14 protein-coding genes are annotated in these 15,246 nt (G+C 73.5%); 3 read left to right on the top strand and 11 right to left on the bottom strand.

Translation table 11 applies throughout. The features are described from left to right. Positions 1–45 precede the first annotated feature (45 nt). The 6 genes from ACIQZO_RS04880 to ACIQZO_RS04855 form a co-directional block, all read right to left on the bottom strand. Positions 46–186, bottom strand: a complete 141-nt coding sequence (locus ACIQZO_RS04880; protein ID WP_393709394.1) for a SapB/AmfS family lanthipeptide — start codon at positions 184–186, stop codon at positions 46–48. After that, positions 183–2,888: a class III lanthionine synthetase LanKC gene (gene lanKC / locus ACIQZO_RS04875; protein WP_403620886.1), complete on the bottom strand. Its 2,706-nt coding sequence runs from the start codon at positions 2,886–2,888 to the stop codon at positions 183–185. Before lanKC ends, ACIQZO_RS04880 begins: the two co-directional genes overlap by 4 nt. 126 nt (positions 2,889–3,014) lie before the next feature. Beyond that, entirely contained in the window at positions 3,015–4,322 is a 1,308-nt protein-coding gene (locus tag ACIQZO_RS04870) for a TerD family protein (RefSeq protein ID WP_403620162.1), read from the bottom strand. Positions 4,323–4,445: 123 nt separating this feature from the next. Further along, on the bottom strand, positions 4,446–4,658 hold the full coding sequence (locus ACIQZO_RS04865) for a hypothetical protein (protein ID WP_403620159.1): 213 nt from the start codon (positions 4,656–4,658) through the stop codon (positions 4,446–4,448). A 174-nt stretch (positions 4,659–4,832) separates the two neighbouring features. Continuing rightward, the gene (locus ACIQZO_RS04860; protein ID WP_403620156.1) at positions 4,833–6,050 is read right to left on the bottom strand and encodes a beta-ketoacyl-[acyl-carrier-protein] synthase family protein; all 1,218 of its coding nucleotides are present in this window, start codon (positions 6,048–6,050) and stop codon (positions 4,833–4,835) included. Further along, the gene (locus ACIQZO_RS04855) at positions 6,047–6,298 is read right to left on the bottom strand and encodes an acyl carrier protein (RefSeq protein WP_403620153.1); all 252 of its coding nucleotides are present in this window, start codon (positions 6,296–6,298) and stop codon (positions 6,047–6,049) included. The genes ACIQZO_RS04860 and ACIQZO_RS04855 overlap by 4 nt, the downstream gene beginning before the upstream one ends. A gap of 208 nt (positions 6,299–6,506) precedes the next feature. Between ACIQZO_RS04855 and ACIQZO_RS04850 the strand changes: the two genes are divergently transcribed. Beyond that, positions 6,507–7,286: a lysophospholipid acyltransferase family protein gene (locus tag ACIQZO_RS04850; protein ID WP_403620150.1), complete on the top strand. Its 780-nt coding sequence runs from the start codon at positions 6,507–6,509 to the stop codon at positions 7,284–7,286. Positions 7,287–7,324: 38 nt separating this feature from the next. Here the strand turns inward: ACIQZO_RS04850 and ACIQZO_RS04845 are convergent, their stop codons facing one another. From ACIQZO_RS04845 to ACIQZO_RS04830, 4 genes are all read right to left on the bottom strand, one after another. Beyond that, complete coding sequence (locus ACIQZO_RS04845; protein WP_403620147.1) at positions 7,325–8,341, bottom strand: beta-ketoacyl-ACP synthase 3; 1,017 nt, start codon at positions 8,339–8,341, stop codon at positions 7,325–7,327. Positions 8,342–8,354: 13 nt separating this feature from the next. Then, positions 8,355–9,875 carry a hypothetical protein gene (locus ACIQZO_RS04840; protein ID WP_403620145.1) on the bottom strand — a complete coding sequence of 507 codons (1,521 nt, stop codon included), beginning with the start codon at positions 9,873–9,875 and terminating at the stop codon, positions 8,355–8,357. Between the two features lie 20 nt (positions 9,876–9,895). Beyond that, positions 9,896–11,317 (bottom strand): hypothetical protein, encoded by a 1,422-nt coding sequence (locus tag ACIQZO_RS04835; protein ID WP_403620143.1) that lies wholly within the window; start codon positions 11,315–11,317, stop codon positions 9,896–9,898. Positions 11,318–11,659: 342 nt separating this feature from the next. Continuing rightward, positions 11,660–12,382 carry a TetR/AcrR family transcriptional regulator C-terminal domain-containing protein gene (locus ACIQZO_RS04830; RefSeq protein WP_403620140.1) on the bottom strand — a complete coding sequence of 241 codons (723 nt, stop codon included), beginning with the start codon at positions 12,380–12,382 and terminating at the stop codon, positions 11,660–11,662. A 134-nt stretch (positions 12,383–12,516) separates the two neighbouring features. On the opposite strand from ACIQZO_RS04830, the gene ACIQZO_RS04825 reads away from it, so the two are divergent. Then, entirely contained in the window at positions 12,517–13,224 is a 708-nt protein-coding gene (locus ACIQZO_RS04825; RefSeq protein WP_403620137.1) for a DUF4386 domain-containing protein, read from the top strand. 16 nt (positions 13,225–13,240) lie between these two features. Here ACIQZO_RS04825 and ACIQZO_RS04820 read toward each other — a convergent pair whose 3' ends face one another. Next, on the bottom strand, positions 13,241–14,332 hold the full coding sequence (locus ACIQZO_RS04820; RefSeq protein WP_403620134.1) for a polyprenyl synthetase family protein: 1,092 nt from the start codon (positions 14,330–14,332) through the stop codon (positions 13,241–13,243). A 92-nt stretch (positions 14,333–14,424) separates the two neighbouring features. Here ACIQZO_RS04820 and ACIQZO_RS04815 point away from each other — a divergent pair, with 92 nt between their 5' ends. Then, positions 14,425–15,132 (top strand): hypothetical protein, encoded by a 708-nt coding sequence (locus ACIQZO_RS04815; protein ID WP_403620131.1) that lies wholly within the window; start codon positions 14,425–14,427, stop codon positions 15,130–15,132. Positions 15,133–15,246: the final 114 nt, after the last annotated feature.

The raw sequence follows: 15,246 nt of genomic DNA, 5'->3' as shown, positions 1-15,246 counted from the left end.
GGTACGGGCCCGGGCGGCGAACCGCCCGGGCCCCGGAGGACCTGATCAGTTACAGGTCGTGATGCTCAGGCTGCTGTCACCGCAGAGGAGCAGGCTGGCGCGGCTGCCGCCACCACCGCCGCCGTGCGCGGCCTCGGTGGTCTCTTCCTTGGGGGTGTCCATCGACTGCAGGTCCAGAAGCGTCATGTCCGATTCCTTTTCACTGTGGTGTTCCGATGGGTCACGGCCCCCGCGAGGGGGACCGGCTCTGGGGTCGCCGCGGCCGACCGCGGCGGCGGGAGGAACGGCAGGTGCGCGCGCCCACCGGGCGCGGCGCTGCCGAGGGCGAGGAGCGCGCCGGCCGTGCCCGTGGACAGGTCCATGGACAGGCGCATCATCTGCTCGCCGGGGAAGGCCAGGAAGCCTCGGTAGGGGACCGCGTGCCGGGCCAGCGCCTCCACCTGCCGGGCGATGTCCTCGGGGGCGGAGCCCGGCCCCGGCGTGGTGGTGCGCGCCAGGTGGAGGATCATGCCGGCCGCACCGCGGAACAGGCCGGGTTGCGCGTAGAACGTCGCCTGGGCGGCGCGGACGATCTCCGGCCGGGCCCGTTCGAAGCGGTCGTCCCGCGCATGCTCCAGCCAGTCGTCCAGCACCATGCCGATCCCCACGCTGCCGCCGCCGAGGTAGGGCATCGTGCGCCACCCCTCGTCGACCTGGAGGGTGCCGAAAGCGCTGGTCACGCAGCGGTCGAGATCGCGGTGCAGGGCGCGGCCGGCCCGGAGCAGGGACTCCTGGTCGCCGGTGCGTTCGTAGAGCCGCAGGTGGAGCAGTGCGGGTCCGCTGTGGCCGTGGAGCAGACCGGCCCGTTTCGTCGCGGCGGTAGCGGTCTCTGCCTCGGCTGCGGCTGCGGCTTCGGCCTCGGCGAGGAGGTCGCCGCACCGCAGGGCCGCAGCGTGCAGTTCGCGCTCGCCGGTGGTCGAGCCCAGGGAATCCAGGGCCAGCCCGATGCCGGCGAGCCCGCCGTGCAGGTCGGGTCCGGCCGACTGCCAGGCCTGGTCGAGTAGTTGCTCGGTGAGGGAGAGGGCGCGGTCGCGGTGCCCGAGCCGTTCCAGGGTCCAGGCGAGACCCGCGAGACCGTCGTAGAAGCCCAGCGGCATACCGGAGGCCGGCTCCTTCGCCCGGGCCAGCAGCCATTCCTCGGCCTCGGGCCACGGGTCGGCGCCGGTCTCGGCGAGCGCGTACAGCACGCCGGCCGCTCCGTGGCCGAAACAGCTGCCGCCGCCGGCGGCCGCGAACTGGGCCGGGTCCCCGGGGAAGAGGCGGTCCTCGCGGTCGAAGGTGGCGCTCGCCCGCAGTGCGGCCGTCATCGAGGCGCGGGCGGCTTCCCCGTCGCCCGGCTCGACGGGCAGATAGGGGCGCCGCGCCAGGACCCCGAGACCGGAGGACCCGGCCCCCGACTGCGACCCGCTCCCGGCACCGCCCCCGTCATCGGTACCGGCGAGGATCTCCCGTACCGCCTCGTCGAGGAACGCGCGGGGTACGGGGAACTGCTCGGCGGCGATGTCGGCCAGGTGCGCCGCCTTCGCCCGGTCCATCACCAACAGGCTGGTCAGCGGAAGGAACAGGGCCAGGCGCAGGCAGGCCAGGGCGTACCGGTCCACGGCGAATCCGCGCCGGTCGGCCGGAGCCACGAACGCCGGATTGGCGACGGTCTGGCGGAGGTTCTCGTCGGCGTGGGCGGCGGCCTCGAAGTCGAGCAGCGCGACCGAAGGCTCTCCGGTCCCCTCGTCCTCCGCGACCATGATGTTGAACAGGTGGAGGTCATTGAAGACGATGCCGCGGGCGTGCACCCGCTCCACGGCCTCCGTCACCTGCCGGTGGACGTCCAGCGCCCACCGGGTGTAGTCCGCCAGCTCCGCGGGATCCGGGTCCGCCTCGATCAACGGGTGGCGGCGGGCGAAGTAGGTGTTGAGGGGCTTGCCCTCCAGGTGCTGCATCACCAGGAAGTGGTGGTCCCCGACGGTGAAGGCGCCGTGCACCGAGGGCACGCAGTCGAGCCCGGCCAGTTGCTCCAGGGCCCTGCGTTCGCGGTGCAGCCGGGTCACGGCGTCCGCCCCGTCGGCGGCCAGTCCCGCGAAGGGGCGCCCCTCCTTGAGGACGACCGGCTCACCGGTGCGGACGTCCCGGCCGGTGTAGACCCCGCCCCCGTTGGAGAAGTGCAGGGCCCGTTCGACCGTGTACGGGAGCCCTTCGAGGGTGACGGCGGCCCGCCGGGCCAGATGGGGAGCCAGGAACGCGGGTAACCCGACCCACTCCGGCGGCTGGAACACCGGACCCCGCGCGTCCGGCACGAGCCGGCCGTCCGGGGCTTCGATCGCCGGCACCAGCTCGCCGCGCTCGTCGTAGCAGTGCCGCAGGGTGAAACTGCCGTAACGCAGGTGTACGGGACCGTCGTTCCAGCGCAGATCGCTCAGGATGTACGGGCCGGACTCGCCGGCGAGCAACGCGTCGAGTTCCTCGGCGATGATCCGGCACTGCTCCTTGTCCGCCGGGTACACGGTGAGGAACTTGCCGCTCGCCGCACGGTCGGCGTATTTCGCGTTGCGCAGGTGCAGCAGGTACCGGCTCGGCACGAACTTGAAGGCGATCCGGCGCTCCACGCAGTAGCGGTGGACCCGTTCGAGGACGGACTGCGCATTGTCCAGACACGCCGAGACGTGGATCTTCCAGCCCTGGGAGGGCAGCCGGGCGTCGACGGGCCGCAGCGCCAGCCAGTCCCCGCTGCGGTGTGTCTGCCACCCCGCCGGTACGGGGGCGAGCGCGGCCGGGTAGCTCTGCTCGGCCCGCCGGTACGGCGCGTCGTAGAACCAGCGGTCGGCGTCGCAGAAGGCGGCGTACCCCTTGTTCACTCCTGCTCCCTCGGTCGGTGACGTGACCACGCTGTCACGCGGTCCGAGGGCCGCGACAGTCATGCCTGTCACCGATGGGGTGTGCAGTACGCACGAGTCAACCAGCGCCGAACCGGGGTGGGAGGATCAGTCCTTGCTCGCCGGCTGCCAGTTCATTCCCCAGCCGTACTCGAGGTCGGCGGCCTGCTGTTTGAGGATGCCGGGCGGCAGCACGAGGTACTTGGCCTCGCGCCGGACGATGAGTTCCCCGCCGACGTTCTCGATCAGTGCGATCGCGGCGACCGGTGCGGGAACGGTGCACTCGTCGAGGAGCACTTCGATCGGCGGACCGACGGGCGGGTACAGGGTGGCGACGCCCCGGAGTCCCGCGAAGCTGGTGGCCCCGGCGTAGATGACGACGAACACCAGGAGCCGCTTGATCCCGGCCGCGTGATCGAGGTTGATGAGGAGGTTCTCGCCGTCCTCGCTCGCACCGGTCCGGTCGTCGTGGTCCAGCTGGACGTACGGAGGCTGGTCGAAGGAGCCGAACTGGTTGTTGATGGGGTGGACGATCCCCTTCATGCCGTTCTGCAGCTCCCACAGGCAGGAGAGGTCCAGGTCGACGTCCTCCAGCCGGACGGCGTCCCGTCCCTTGCGCATCCAGCCGCGCGGCGGCTGGGCGGCGCTCCACGTGAGGTTGACCCGCATGCGCCCGGCGGTGGCCCCCTGCTTGGTCAGCGACACCGCGGGCGCCGCCTTCGTCAGAGTGATCTTCGACAGCTGTACCGGCCGGGCCGGCGCGGGCACCGCGGGTGCGGGATGCAGGGACATGGTCGGCAGGGGCGCGGGCGCTACGGGTGCGGGGCGCAGGGACATGGTCGGCAGGGGTGCGGGCGTCACTGGCGCGGGCACCGCAGGTGCGGGCGGGGCGGGATCGTCGACCGTGATGCCGAAATCGGTGGCGAGCCCCGCCAGACCGGAGGCGTATCCCTGCCCCACCGCCCGGAACTTCCACGCGCCGCCGCGCCGGTACAGCTCCCCGAGCACCAGTGCGGTCTCCGTCGTGGCACCCGTGGCGTCGAACCGCGCGGTCTCGGCGCCGCTCTGCGCGTCCAGCACCCGTACGAAGAGGCCGGACACCCGGCCGAACGTGGCGTCGGTGGAGGCCGCGAGCACCACGGTCCCGATCTCCTGCTCCACCGCGGACAGCGCCACCCCGATCGTCTCGACGGCTCCGGTGCCGTCCTGGCGCCGCCCCTCGTGGCGCACGGCTCCGCTGCGGTGAACGGGCTGGTTGTAGAACACGAAGTCGTCGTCCGACCGCACTTTGCCGGCCGCCGTCAGCAGCAGGGCCGACACGTCCACATCGGGCGCTCCCGGACCGCCCCGCCACCCCAGCTCCACCCGGACCGTGTCACTCGGCACCGGTACGTTGGCACCCTTCTGCAAGGACATGTGGGTCCCCCTTCCGAGACGACTCCCCACTCCGGCAGCGTACGAGGATCGGGCGTGCCGGCTGCCCCGAAGGCAGGGATTGCCTGTGTTCCGGGGGAAGTTGCGGGGTCTCGGCCGGGCCCCTCAGGCTTCGCGGTCCATGACGCGGCGGGCGGCCTCGGCTTCCGCTGCCGGCGGGGACAGCTCGTCGAGGGTGTCGAGCTCGTCGTCCGACGCGAGCTCCCGCTCCCAGGCCGCCGCGAGTCGCTCCTGCTCCTCGGGCGGTCGGCTCGTCAGGGCCTCCCGCCGGTGCGGTTCCAACGCCGCGAGGAATCGCCCGACCGTGTCCGTCGCCATGCCGTACTCCTTCTCGCCGTGGGGGACGGGCAGCGCGGTCGCGATGCCGTGCCCGGCCCAGAATGGCGAACCGGACCCGCGCGGGCGGCCCGACACGGCGTACCCCCGCCCTGAACTTCACTCACCCGAACCCGAACCCGAACCCGAACCCGAACCCGCTGCCGCTCCCGCTCCTCAGGCGAGTGCCAGTACCGCCACGGCGTTGTGGCCGCCGAACCCGAAGGAGTTGCTGATGGCGACCGACGACGCGTGGTTCCTGGCCGTCCCGCTGACGACGTCGATGTCCAGGCCGGTGTCTGCCTCGCGCAGCCCGGCGGTCGGCGGCACGGCGCTCGCGGCCAGGGCCAGGACGGTCAGCGCCGCCTCGATGACGCCCGCCGCACCGAGCGTGTGCCCGAGGGCGCCCTTGGCCGAGGTGACGGGCGGCCGGTGCGGGAGGACGCGGCGCAGGACGGCGGCCTCGATGTCGTCGTTCTGCCGGGTCGAGGTGCCGTGCGCGTTGACGTGGCCGACGTCCCCGGGGTCGACGTCCGCGTCCGCGAGTGCGGCCCGGACGGCCTGTTCGGCGCCGCGTCCCTCCGGGTGCGGAGCCACCAGATGGTGGGCGTCGGTGGAGGCCGCGTAGCCGATCAGACGCGCCAGCGGGCGGACCGCCCGGGCCGCGGCGTGGTCGGGACGTTCCAGGACCAGCGCGCCGGCGCCCTCGGCGATGACGAAGCCGTCGCGCGCGGTGTCGAAGGGCCGTGAACCCGTGTTCGACAGGGCGCCCAGCTGGGCGAACCCGGTCACGGTCAGCCGGGTCACGGCCGCGTCCGCGCCGCAGACGAGCGCGATGTCGCACTGCCCGGTCGCGAGCAGGTCCCGGGCGAGGCCGAGCGCCGTGGTGCCCGAGGCGCAGGCGGTGGACGTGGACAGGGCCGGACCGGTCACCCCGAAGTACAGGGCGATGTTCGCGCACACCATGTTGCCGAGGTAGCCGGTGAGGAAGTACGGCGAGACGAACTCCGGCCCGTGCTCGGCCAGTCGGGCCGAGGCGGTCTCCTGCGACCGCGCCCCGCCGAAGCCGCCGCCGGTGACTACGGCCACCCGGCGGCCGTCCCACTCCCGCGGATCGAGTGCGGCTTGGTCGAGGGCCTGTGCGACGGCGGTCAGGCCGAACCGGGAGACCGGATCCAGCCGGGCCGAGCCCCGCCGGCGCAGTACCGGGTGGTCCAGCTCCGGGACGCGGCAGCTGAGGGAGACCGGCAGACCGTCCAGGGCGGGGTCGGGCGCGGCGGTGGAGCGGCCGGCCAGGACGGCCGACCAGGTGCTGTCCCGGTCGCCCCCGGCCGCCGTGACCAGGCCGAGCCCGGTCACGACGGCCTCGGGCGGTCGGGCGATCGATCGGGTCAACGGTCGGTCCGCCGCGCTTCGACGGATCCGGCGAACTCGCCGAGGGTCGCCCCGCGCAGCTCCTCCTCGTCGATCTTGACGCCGAGCATCTCGTGCACGGCGATGGCCATCTCCACGACCATGAGGGAGTCGGTCAGCAGGGCGCGCATCGGCGCGTTCGCCCGTACCTCGTCGGAGGGGATTTCGAACCTCTCGATGAGCAGTTCACTGATCACGTCGAGGACGGATTCCGGCGCGGAAGTGGTCACAGGTGGCTCTCATTTGCGGTAGCGAGGACATTGCAGCATGGTGTCGCAACGGCCGGTGGTGAAAAGGGAAGTGCGGGAGCCGTGCCCGGACGTGGGGCGTTCCCGTGCTCAAATATCTACCACGGCAGGGAATTTACTCAAAACTCGCCCCTCATTGGCTTATTGCTGATTCGAAACGCAAGAGTGGGGATCATTCGTGTCGGAAAGCATGACTGATGTGATCGAGGTGCTCGGTGCCGCCGGCGCCGAACTCAGGAACATGAAGAGGCTGCTCGGGGATGCCGGGGAGACCGCCTGGGACCAGCTCCTCGACTGGCTCGTCGACGACTGGTTCCGGGTGGACGTCCTGGGGCTGGAGAATATTCCGGCCGACGGTCCGGCGGTCGTCGTCGCCAATCACTCGGGTGCCTGGGGCCTTGACGCCTTCGTTCTCCAGAAGGTTTTCTCCCGCAGCCTCCACCGCCCCCTGCACGTTCCCGCGGCGCCCTTGGTTTTCCGTATTCCGGTGATCGGTTCGTACGCACGCAAGAAAGGCGCGATTCCTCTCGATCCGCTTCTGGGACTGGAACACCTGAACGCCGGTGAACTCGTCGGAGTGTTCCCGGAAGGCATCTCGGGGCTGGAGAAGCCCTTTCGCCAGCGGTACCGGCTCCGCCCCTTCAGTCCCGGATTCGCGGTCACCGCGGTCCGGGCGGGCGCCCCGGTCGTCCCGGTGTCCGTGATCGGAGCCGAGGAGGCCTGCCCCCGGATGGGGGAGATCCCGGCCCTGGCCCGCCTGCTGGACCTCCCCTGCTTCCCGATCACCCCGGTCTTCCCCCTGCCCTCGAAGTGGCTCATCACCATCGGCGAGCCGATCCCGGCGCCGCCCCGGCCCGGGTCCTACGCCGAACGGTGCGCCGCGGCCCGGAGGTTGTGCGCCGATTCCCGGGACGCGGTGCAGGCCCTGGTGGACCGGGAACGGAGCAGGCGGGACACCCCGTTCTGGTAGCGCCGCGGCGGCGGTGACCGACCGGGCCGGTGCGCGGTTCAGCCGCCCTCGGTCACCGCCCGCACCTCGGGCCAGACCAGGGTGGTCGAGCCCCAGGCCAGCCCAGCCCCGTACGCGGTGAGCGCCACCCGCTGCCCCGGCACCAGCGTCCCGGCGGCGGCCGCCTGGGCCAGCAGTACGGGAACGGAGGCGGCCGCCGCGTTCCCGTACGACTCGATGTGCGACAGCACCCGCCCGGGAGCCAGCCCCAACTCGTCGGCGATGCCGTCCAGGATGCGCTGGTTCGCCTGGTGGGCGACCACCCGGTCCAGCTCGCCGAGCGACCACCCCGCCCGGTCGAGGGCGCGCGTCAGCGAATCGCACATGCCGACGACCGCCTGCTTGCGCACGGCGGGCCCGTCCATCCGGAAGTACGGCGAGGGCTCCTGCCCGCCCGGGTCCGCCAGCATCCGCTTCCGGGCCCGGGCACCCCCACCAGGGACCTCCAGCAGGTCGGCCTGCGTGCCGTCGCTGCCGAGGTCGAACGGCCCGAACGCGCCCGGGGTGCCCGCCGCGCCGGACCGCAGGAGCACCGCGCCGGCCCCGTCGCCGAAGATCGCCGACATCAGCCAGTCCTGCGGATCGAGGAAGGCGCTGAACACGTCCGAGGCGACCACGAGCACGCTGTCGAAGGTTCCGGCGGTGATCATCGAGGAGCCCACGCCCAGGCCGTACAGGAACCCGCTGCAGCCCGCGGCCAGGTCGAAGGCCGCTACGGTGCCCAGCCCCAGCCGCGCCGCGACCTCCGGGGCGCCGGCCGGCAGGAGCCGGTCCGGGGAGATGGTCGCCAGGACGACCGCGTCGGCCCGGACCGCCCCGGCGGCCGCCAGTGCGTGCCGGCCCGCCCGTACGGCGAGGTCGACGGTGGCCTCGCCGTCGGCGATGCGCCGACTGGCCACCCCGATGCGTTCACGGATCCACTCGTCGCCCAGCGCCCGCCGCCCGCACAGCTCGGCGTTGGTCACGGCGCGCGGCGGCAGGTACGCGCCGAGCCCGGCCAGGACCGATGTACGCATGTGACCGTCCCCCTCAGTCCGACAGGTGCTTCGCGGCACGCCGGACGCCGTCCGCCGCCCGCGCGCACCGTTCGGCGTGCCCGAGCAGGACCATGCGGAACCGCTCGCCCGCCTCGTCCTCGTTCCAGCCGCTGCGGCCGGCGCAGGCGGCGAGGCTCGCCGCGTGCCGCTCCAGCCGGTCGGCGCCGGCGTGGGCCAGTGCGCCGTACGAGGCCGGCGCGTACCCGTGCGCGGAGACCGGCACGGCCGTTGCCGCGCCGCCCGTCACCCGCCCGTCCCCCGCCGAACCGTTGCCCGCCGAGCTGTCGGCCGACCGGCCGCTCTGGTCCTCCCGGCACGGGAGGTCCTCCAGCGCCACGAGCAGCGTCCGCGGGTCGAGCGTGTCCGGCAGCCGGTCCGCGCGGAGGTCCGGCGCGATCAGCACCGGTCGGACCCGCGCCGTGACGGCCCGGACGACCGCTTCGGCGACGAGCGCCGCGAACCGCGCCGCCGCGCATCCGGCCGGGGCCCCGCACAGCGCCGCGGGGGCCGGATCCGGGTCCGGGTCGCCCGTCTCGTCGCGGCCGCGCAGCCAGCCGGGCGCCCGCAGGATCTCGGTCCCCGCCCCGACCGCCAGGTCCTCCCAGACGAACGGCGCCCGCACCGGGTACACGGCCGCGGCCACCGGCGGAAAACGGCGCAGCGCCTCGCCCACGGCGTCCCGCGGGGAGGCTGCCGCGCCCGCGGCGAGCAGGGCCAGCGCCTGGAGCGCCGTCCCGGCGGCGGCCTCCGAGACCAGTGCGAGGGTGTGCGCGAGCGCGGGCACCGCGGCGTGCGGATCGGCGCCCCGCGCCATCAGCCGCCCCGCCAGGGAAGCGGAGTCCGGGTCGGCGAGGTGCAACTCCAGGCGGCGGCGCAGGGCCGCGGACCCGGCCTCGTACGACCTCTCGCCCGCGGCCGCCGTCGCGACGGCGATCACCTCGCTCAGCAGGGTGTCCGGGGCGGCCCCTTCGCCCGCGACCACACGGCGGCTCAGCCGCAGCGTGGCGCGGTACCAGGCGTGCCACTCCAGCGTGCCGTCCCCGCGGCGGGCCGTGATCGCCCGGTCCACGTCCTCGGCCAGCAGGGCGTCCAGTGCCGCCACGGCCTGCGGGTCGGCGGCCGGTGCGGCGGCCGCCTCCCGGTCCAGCGGCGCGTGCGGCGACAGGCCGTACCGCTGTCCGCCCGGCGTGAGTCCGGCGGCGGGCTCCAGAACCCCCGCCTCGTCGGCCCGGGTGAGCAGCCCTGCGACGTCGCCGCTGGTCAGGGGCACCAGGAAGGTGCCGTACGGGGTGCGCAGCCGGACCGGGCGCCCGGACCGGCTGCGGCGCAGGTGCGCGAACAGCAGGCGCGTCAGCCCGTCGCGGGTCAGCGCGTCCAGTCCCAGCGCGCGGGCCGGGGCATCCGTCCACGGCAGGCGCCGGGCGACCATGGTCGCGCTGAAGGCGGCGCTCTCCAGGGCCCAGGCCGTCGCGGGACGTCGCGCCGCCGTGGCCGGGCGGTCGGCAGTGGTCATCGGTCGGGTCTCCCTCGTGGTCACTTGTCGCGGAGCATGTACGGCTGGTTGCCGACGACTTCACCGTCGTAGGCGCTGATCAGCTTGTTGACCTGCTCCCGGTAGTGCGTCAGCTCTCCGCGCAGGGTGTCGGAGTACGCCTGCGGGGCGTGCGACAGCGGGTAGTCGTACGACTCGTCCAGCCAGGCCAGTTCGACCCAGCTCTCGGGGATGTCGTTGGGCGAGGCCGGTCCCCGCCCGTCCAGCATCGGGATCACGTCGTGCTTGTTGACGAGGCTGACCACCTGAGTGGTGTGGTCGGCGGGCCGCTTGCCGTCGATGGGGGAGCCCAGCGTGATCACATGGGTGACCCGGTTGGTGGACGACAGCTCCACGTCGGTCGCGAGGTTCATCGCGGTGAGCCCGCCCAGACTGTGTCCGACGATCATCAGGTCCGAGCCGGCCGGGACCCCGGCGCGCAGCAGCACCTTCTTCGCGGCGCGCGTGTACGTGGTGTCCGTGCGCAGCAGCCCGTCGAAGGCGCCGACGAGGTCCTGCGGGGTGCTGTTGCTCAGCAGCCCGAAGCTCGTCCCCGGCAGCAGCAGGACGTGCCGGACGGCGCCGTCGGTGCAGGCGACGCGGCGCAGCAGTACCAGGCCGTGGTTGCCGAGGGCCCCGATGTCGTTGACGTAGCTGACGATGTCGTTGCGGGAGGTGGCGAGGACCTTCGCGAGGATCGCGTCCGGCTCGGTGCGCTCGGCGCGGCCCGGCCCGGGGTTGAGGAACCCCAGCACGGAACTGGGCAGGCCGAGGAAGGGGTCGGTGGTCGGCACTCCTCCGGCGAGCGTCACCCAGGAGAACTCGTCGTTGACCGGGTTCTCGTCGAGCATCCCGAGCAGCGCCAGCAATTCCATGATCACCGGGCTGATCGTGGTCAGGGCGCGGGTCACGCCGAGCAGTTCGATCAGCGCGCCCATGGCGCGCAGCGCCTCCAGCCGGTTCCCGGCGACCATCGCGTCGGTGACGCGCCGGGCCGGCGGCGCGTCCAGGTTGGGGTGCTCGACGGCGGCCGCCCTGATGCGCAGGGCGAAGGCGTCCACGGCCATCGCCACCTTGGCGGGGCGCCGGTGGGCCACGCTCCCGGCCATCCGGGCCAGTTCGCCGACCAGGCCGCCATTGGCGCCGAACCCGAGCCCCGACGGGCTGGTCAGCGCCCGGGCGCAGGCCACCGCCGTGCCGAGCGCCCAGCCGGGGCGGCGCAGGGCCTCCAGTGCGAACCGCCGGCTGAACAGAGCCCCTGTGAGTTCGGCGCCCGACTGCCTGGCCGTCAGGGCCGCGTCCGCGAGCAGGACCGAGGCGGCGATGAGCAGCTCGGCGTCGGTCCGCTCCGGAGCCGGGTCCGAGGGCCGGGGCGCCGGCAGGGGGAGAGGCCTCTCGCCGCCCGCGTCCGCATCCTCCCGCATGGGGAGACGCTGATCCGTTTTCTCGACCGCCCGAGGCGCCACTTTCCGTACCTCTCGTCCCTGCGCACCGGCCCTGCGACCGTGCCCGCCCGTAACCCGCTGTGTGCGGTGGCATGGTGGCACCGAATGTGATCGTTTCCGCCCGCTCCGGAGGCCGTCCGTGTGCGGTGGACTCCTTCTCGCGCAGGGCCGATCGGGTACTGGAGGCCCGCACCACCCGGATCCACGGGGCGGGCGCGGGCCCGGGCGCGGCAGATCCGCCCGACGGGATTCACCGCGCCCCTGGGGATGATCAGAGGCCCCCGGTGTTGACCCGGGGCGCGGCGGGGCCCGTGCGATGCCTCAGGGCGCGGAGGTCCAGCCCCGCGCGTGGAGCCGTTCGAACCCGTCCAGCAGGAGGTCCAGCGCGAACGCGAACTCGAACGCGTCGTCGCAGCCCTGTCCCACGACGGACCCCCGGTCGTGGGCCACCGACCGGGCCAGCTCGGCGACATGGGGGTAGCGCCGGGCCGTCTCCTCGTACGCGGCCGCCTGCGCCCGGTCGTCCCACGGCGTGCTTGCCCGGTCGTCCTGCGGCGCGGTGCTCGCCGGGTCGTCGAACAGCTCCTCGGTGAATCCCAGCACCCGGCTGCCCAGGGCGTGCATCACGTGGTGGGTGAGGTCGAGCGAGAAGCCGCCGGCCCGGAACATCGCGATCACCGAGTCCAGGTACGCGAGTACGGCCGGGGTCGGGGTGGCGCGCGACCGGATCACCTGGGCCGCCCAGGAATGCGACAGCAGGGCGCCGCGCGCTCCGAGGATCCGCCCGCGGACCGCGCTCTTCCAGTCGGATCCGGGTACCTGGCCCCCGATCTCCGCGACCACCACCTCCACCATGCCGTCCAGCAGCTCTTCCTTGTTGGCCACGTGCTTGTAGAGCGCCATCGGTACGACGCCGAGCTCCTGGGCGAGCCGGCGCATGCTCAGCGCCTCGATCCCGGAGCCGTCGGCGAAGGCGACGGCGGCGCGCAGCACCCGGTCCCGGCTCAGGGGGGTCCGGCGTGGTTCCTGCGGCTGCTCGGGCATGTGGGCTTCTCCCTCGTTCCGTTCCCGGGGTGGCGCGGCCGGTGGCCCGCCTTGACGAGTGTACGGCGTACACCTAGGGTGGGCGCCAACTGTCGGGTGTACGCCGTACACCCATCGAGGGGGGTCTTTTCCGTATGAGCTCAACCAGGAGAATCGCGGTCGTCGCCGGTGTGTTGTTCCTCGTCACCGAGGTCGCCGCGATCGGCGGCCTCGCGCTCTACCGACCCGTCCTGCACGACGCCGCGTACATCGTCGGTCCGGGCGCCGATCCCCGGGCGTTCCTGGGTGCGTTGTGCGAGTTCGTGCTCGCCCTCGCGGTCGCGGGCACCGGGGCCGCGCTGTACCCGGTCCTGCGGAAGCGCAACGAGGGGGCCGCCGTCGGCTACGTCTGCGGGCGGCTGCTGGAGGCCGCCGTCATCGTCGTGGGCATCATCAGCGTGCTGTCGGTCGTGACGCTCAGGAAGCAGGCCGAGGGCGCGGCGGGTGCCGACGGAACCTCGCTGATCACGGTCGGCAAGGCCCTGGTGGCCTTCCACGACTGGACGTTCCTGTTCGGGCCGAACTTCGTGCTGGGCGCCAACACCCTGGTACTGGCCGCCCTGATGTACACCTCGCGGCTCGTGCCGCGGTCCCTCGCCGTCCTCGGGCTGGTCGGCGGGGCGATGATCTGCGCCTCGGCGACGGCCGTACTGTTCGGGGTCTACGAGCAGGTCTCGGTGGCGGGCTCGCTCGCCGCCCTCCCCGTCTTCGCCTGGGAGGTGACGCTGGCCGTCCGGCTGCTCGCCAAGGGCTTCGACGAAGGCGCCGGCGCCCGGGCGGACGCCGACGCCTGCGCCGGGTGACGGTTTCCGTCGCCGCTCAGGGCATCCGGTCCACGTTCCACATCGGCAGGCCGCGGAAGAACTCCACCGCCTCCGCACGCCAGTACGGCTGCCAGGACGCGGCCTCGGCGGAGGCCTGCTCCGCGTACCGCCGGACCTCCGCCTTCAGCCTCCGGTCCACGCCGGCGGCGCGGGCGATCTCCCTGATCCGGCCGAGGGTGGCCGCCGAGCAGCCGGGATCGCCGAGCGCGGCCTCGACGAGCGCCGCCTCGGCCCCGCTCACGGAGGCCAGAAGCGCGCGGACCGCGTAGGTGCGGCGGCCCGAGCGTATGTCGGCCCCGGTGGACTTCACCTCGTCCGCAGGGTCGTTGCCGGGCGGGCCGAACAGGTCGATGAAGTCGTCGCGCATCTGCTCGCCGATGCCCACCAGCCGCGCGTACCGGTGCAGTCGGGCACGGTGCGGCGCCGGGTCCTCGCCCGCGGCCAGCAGGCCCATCGTCAGCGGCGCGAGGATCGAGTACCGCGCGCTCTTGAAGTCGGTGACGGTGTGCAGGAACTCCTCGTCGGGCAGTGCGTGCGCGTCCCGCTCCAGATCGGCGAGCTGCCCGGCCACGGTCTCCGCCGCGGTACGCGTGTGGACGGCGAGCAGGGCCTGCCGCAGCTCGGCGGGAGCATCGGCCTCCAGCAGCACCTGGGTGGAAAGGAACGCGGCGAGGTCCCCGGCGAGTATCGCGAGCCCGAGGGCGGTGGCCCCGTGGTCGGGGAACTCGCGGCGGTACGCGTAGTAGGTCGAGGGTCCGCCGCGGCGCAGGGGCGCGTCGTCGATGATGTCGTCGTGGACGAGCCCGTGCGTCTGCAGCAGTTCAATGCTCAGCGCCGCCTCCGCGAGCCCCGCCGCCTCGTCGGTGGTGACCAGCCGGGCCGCCTCGTACAGCAGGACGACCCGCAGCCGCTTGCCGCCGCGCATCGAGAACTCCCGCAGGAGCTCCAGGCACCGGGGAACGTACCGGCTCGGCACCGGGACGTCGAAGCGCTCGTCGAGGCCGTCGAAGTACTGCTCGAACCGGGCGTCGAAGCGCGCCCGGTGCCCGGCGGCGCGCTCAAGGGCGGCGGTGACGTTGGCATACATGAAGATCAGTATCCCTACGAGTCCGGCCGGCGGAGCACCGCCAGGATGCGCTCCGTCGCGGCGGGTTCGGGATCGAGGTAGCGGGGAGCCCGGTGCCTCCGCGGCCATCCCTGAGCGGGCTGAGCGGCGAGGAGCTGCTCGGCCTGCTGGCCGACGACGGCACGGAGCCCGAGACCAAGGTCGACGCACTGCGAGCACTGTCCGGCCGCGGGCCGACCGAGCGACTGATTCCACTGGTCCCCTCACTCGGCACCGGCACCGGCAACGGCCGCCGGGCCCTGCCCTATGTCCGGCGAGCGGTCAACCGGCTGGGACCCCTCGCCGTGCCGGCCGCCCGCGGATGGGCCGTGGACGAGCGGGAGTGGCTGGCCCGGCTGGGCACGGACGTCCTCGCCGACCACCCCGGCCCCGAGGCACTACCGGGGCTCGTGGCCGAACTCGCCGACCAGTGGCAGGCGCGCAGCTGGTGCGGCCCGGACGTGACAGCGAAGCGACTGGCCCGCTTCGGACCCGAAGCCGCCGAAGCCGCACCCGTCCTTTGGGCCTACTGGCTGCACACCCCGCACTCGTACGAACGGGCCGACTACCTGCGCGCGCTCGCCGCGATCGACCCGACCGGCCTGGACGACGCGTACACGGAGTCGCTCTGGGACTGCGAGGAGCGGGCACGGTTGCCCGGCATCGCCTCGGCGCCCCGCAGACCGCAGACCACGGAACGAATCGCCGCGCTGCGCGACGACCCGATGGAGTGCCCCGAGGTACGGGCCGCCGCCGGAGCCCGCTTGGCCGCTACCGCCTGACGCCGGGGGCGGGTGTACGGACGTGCTTCGCTCATGGGGTGGAGGCCCGGTGGTAGCGGATCGAAGCGTCGGGCCGCTCTCGCACGTTCCGGTACCGCCCCGGCCCGGACCGGA

It is taken from the genome of Streptomyces sp. NPDC097617 (genome assembly GCF_044761485.1).
In the GTDB taxonomy this organism is placed as follows: domain Bacteria; phylum Actinomycetota; class Actinomycetes; order Streptomycetales; family Streptomycetaceae; genus Streptomyces.
Note: the sequence above shows the minus strand (reverse complement) of the source record. Positions and strands in the feature narration are given on the sequence as shown.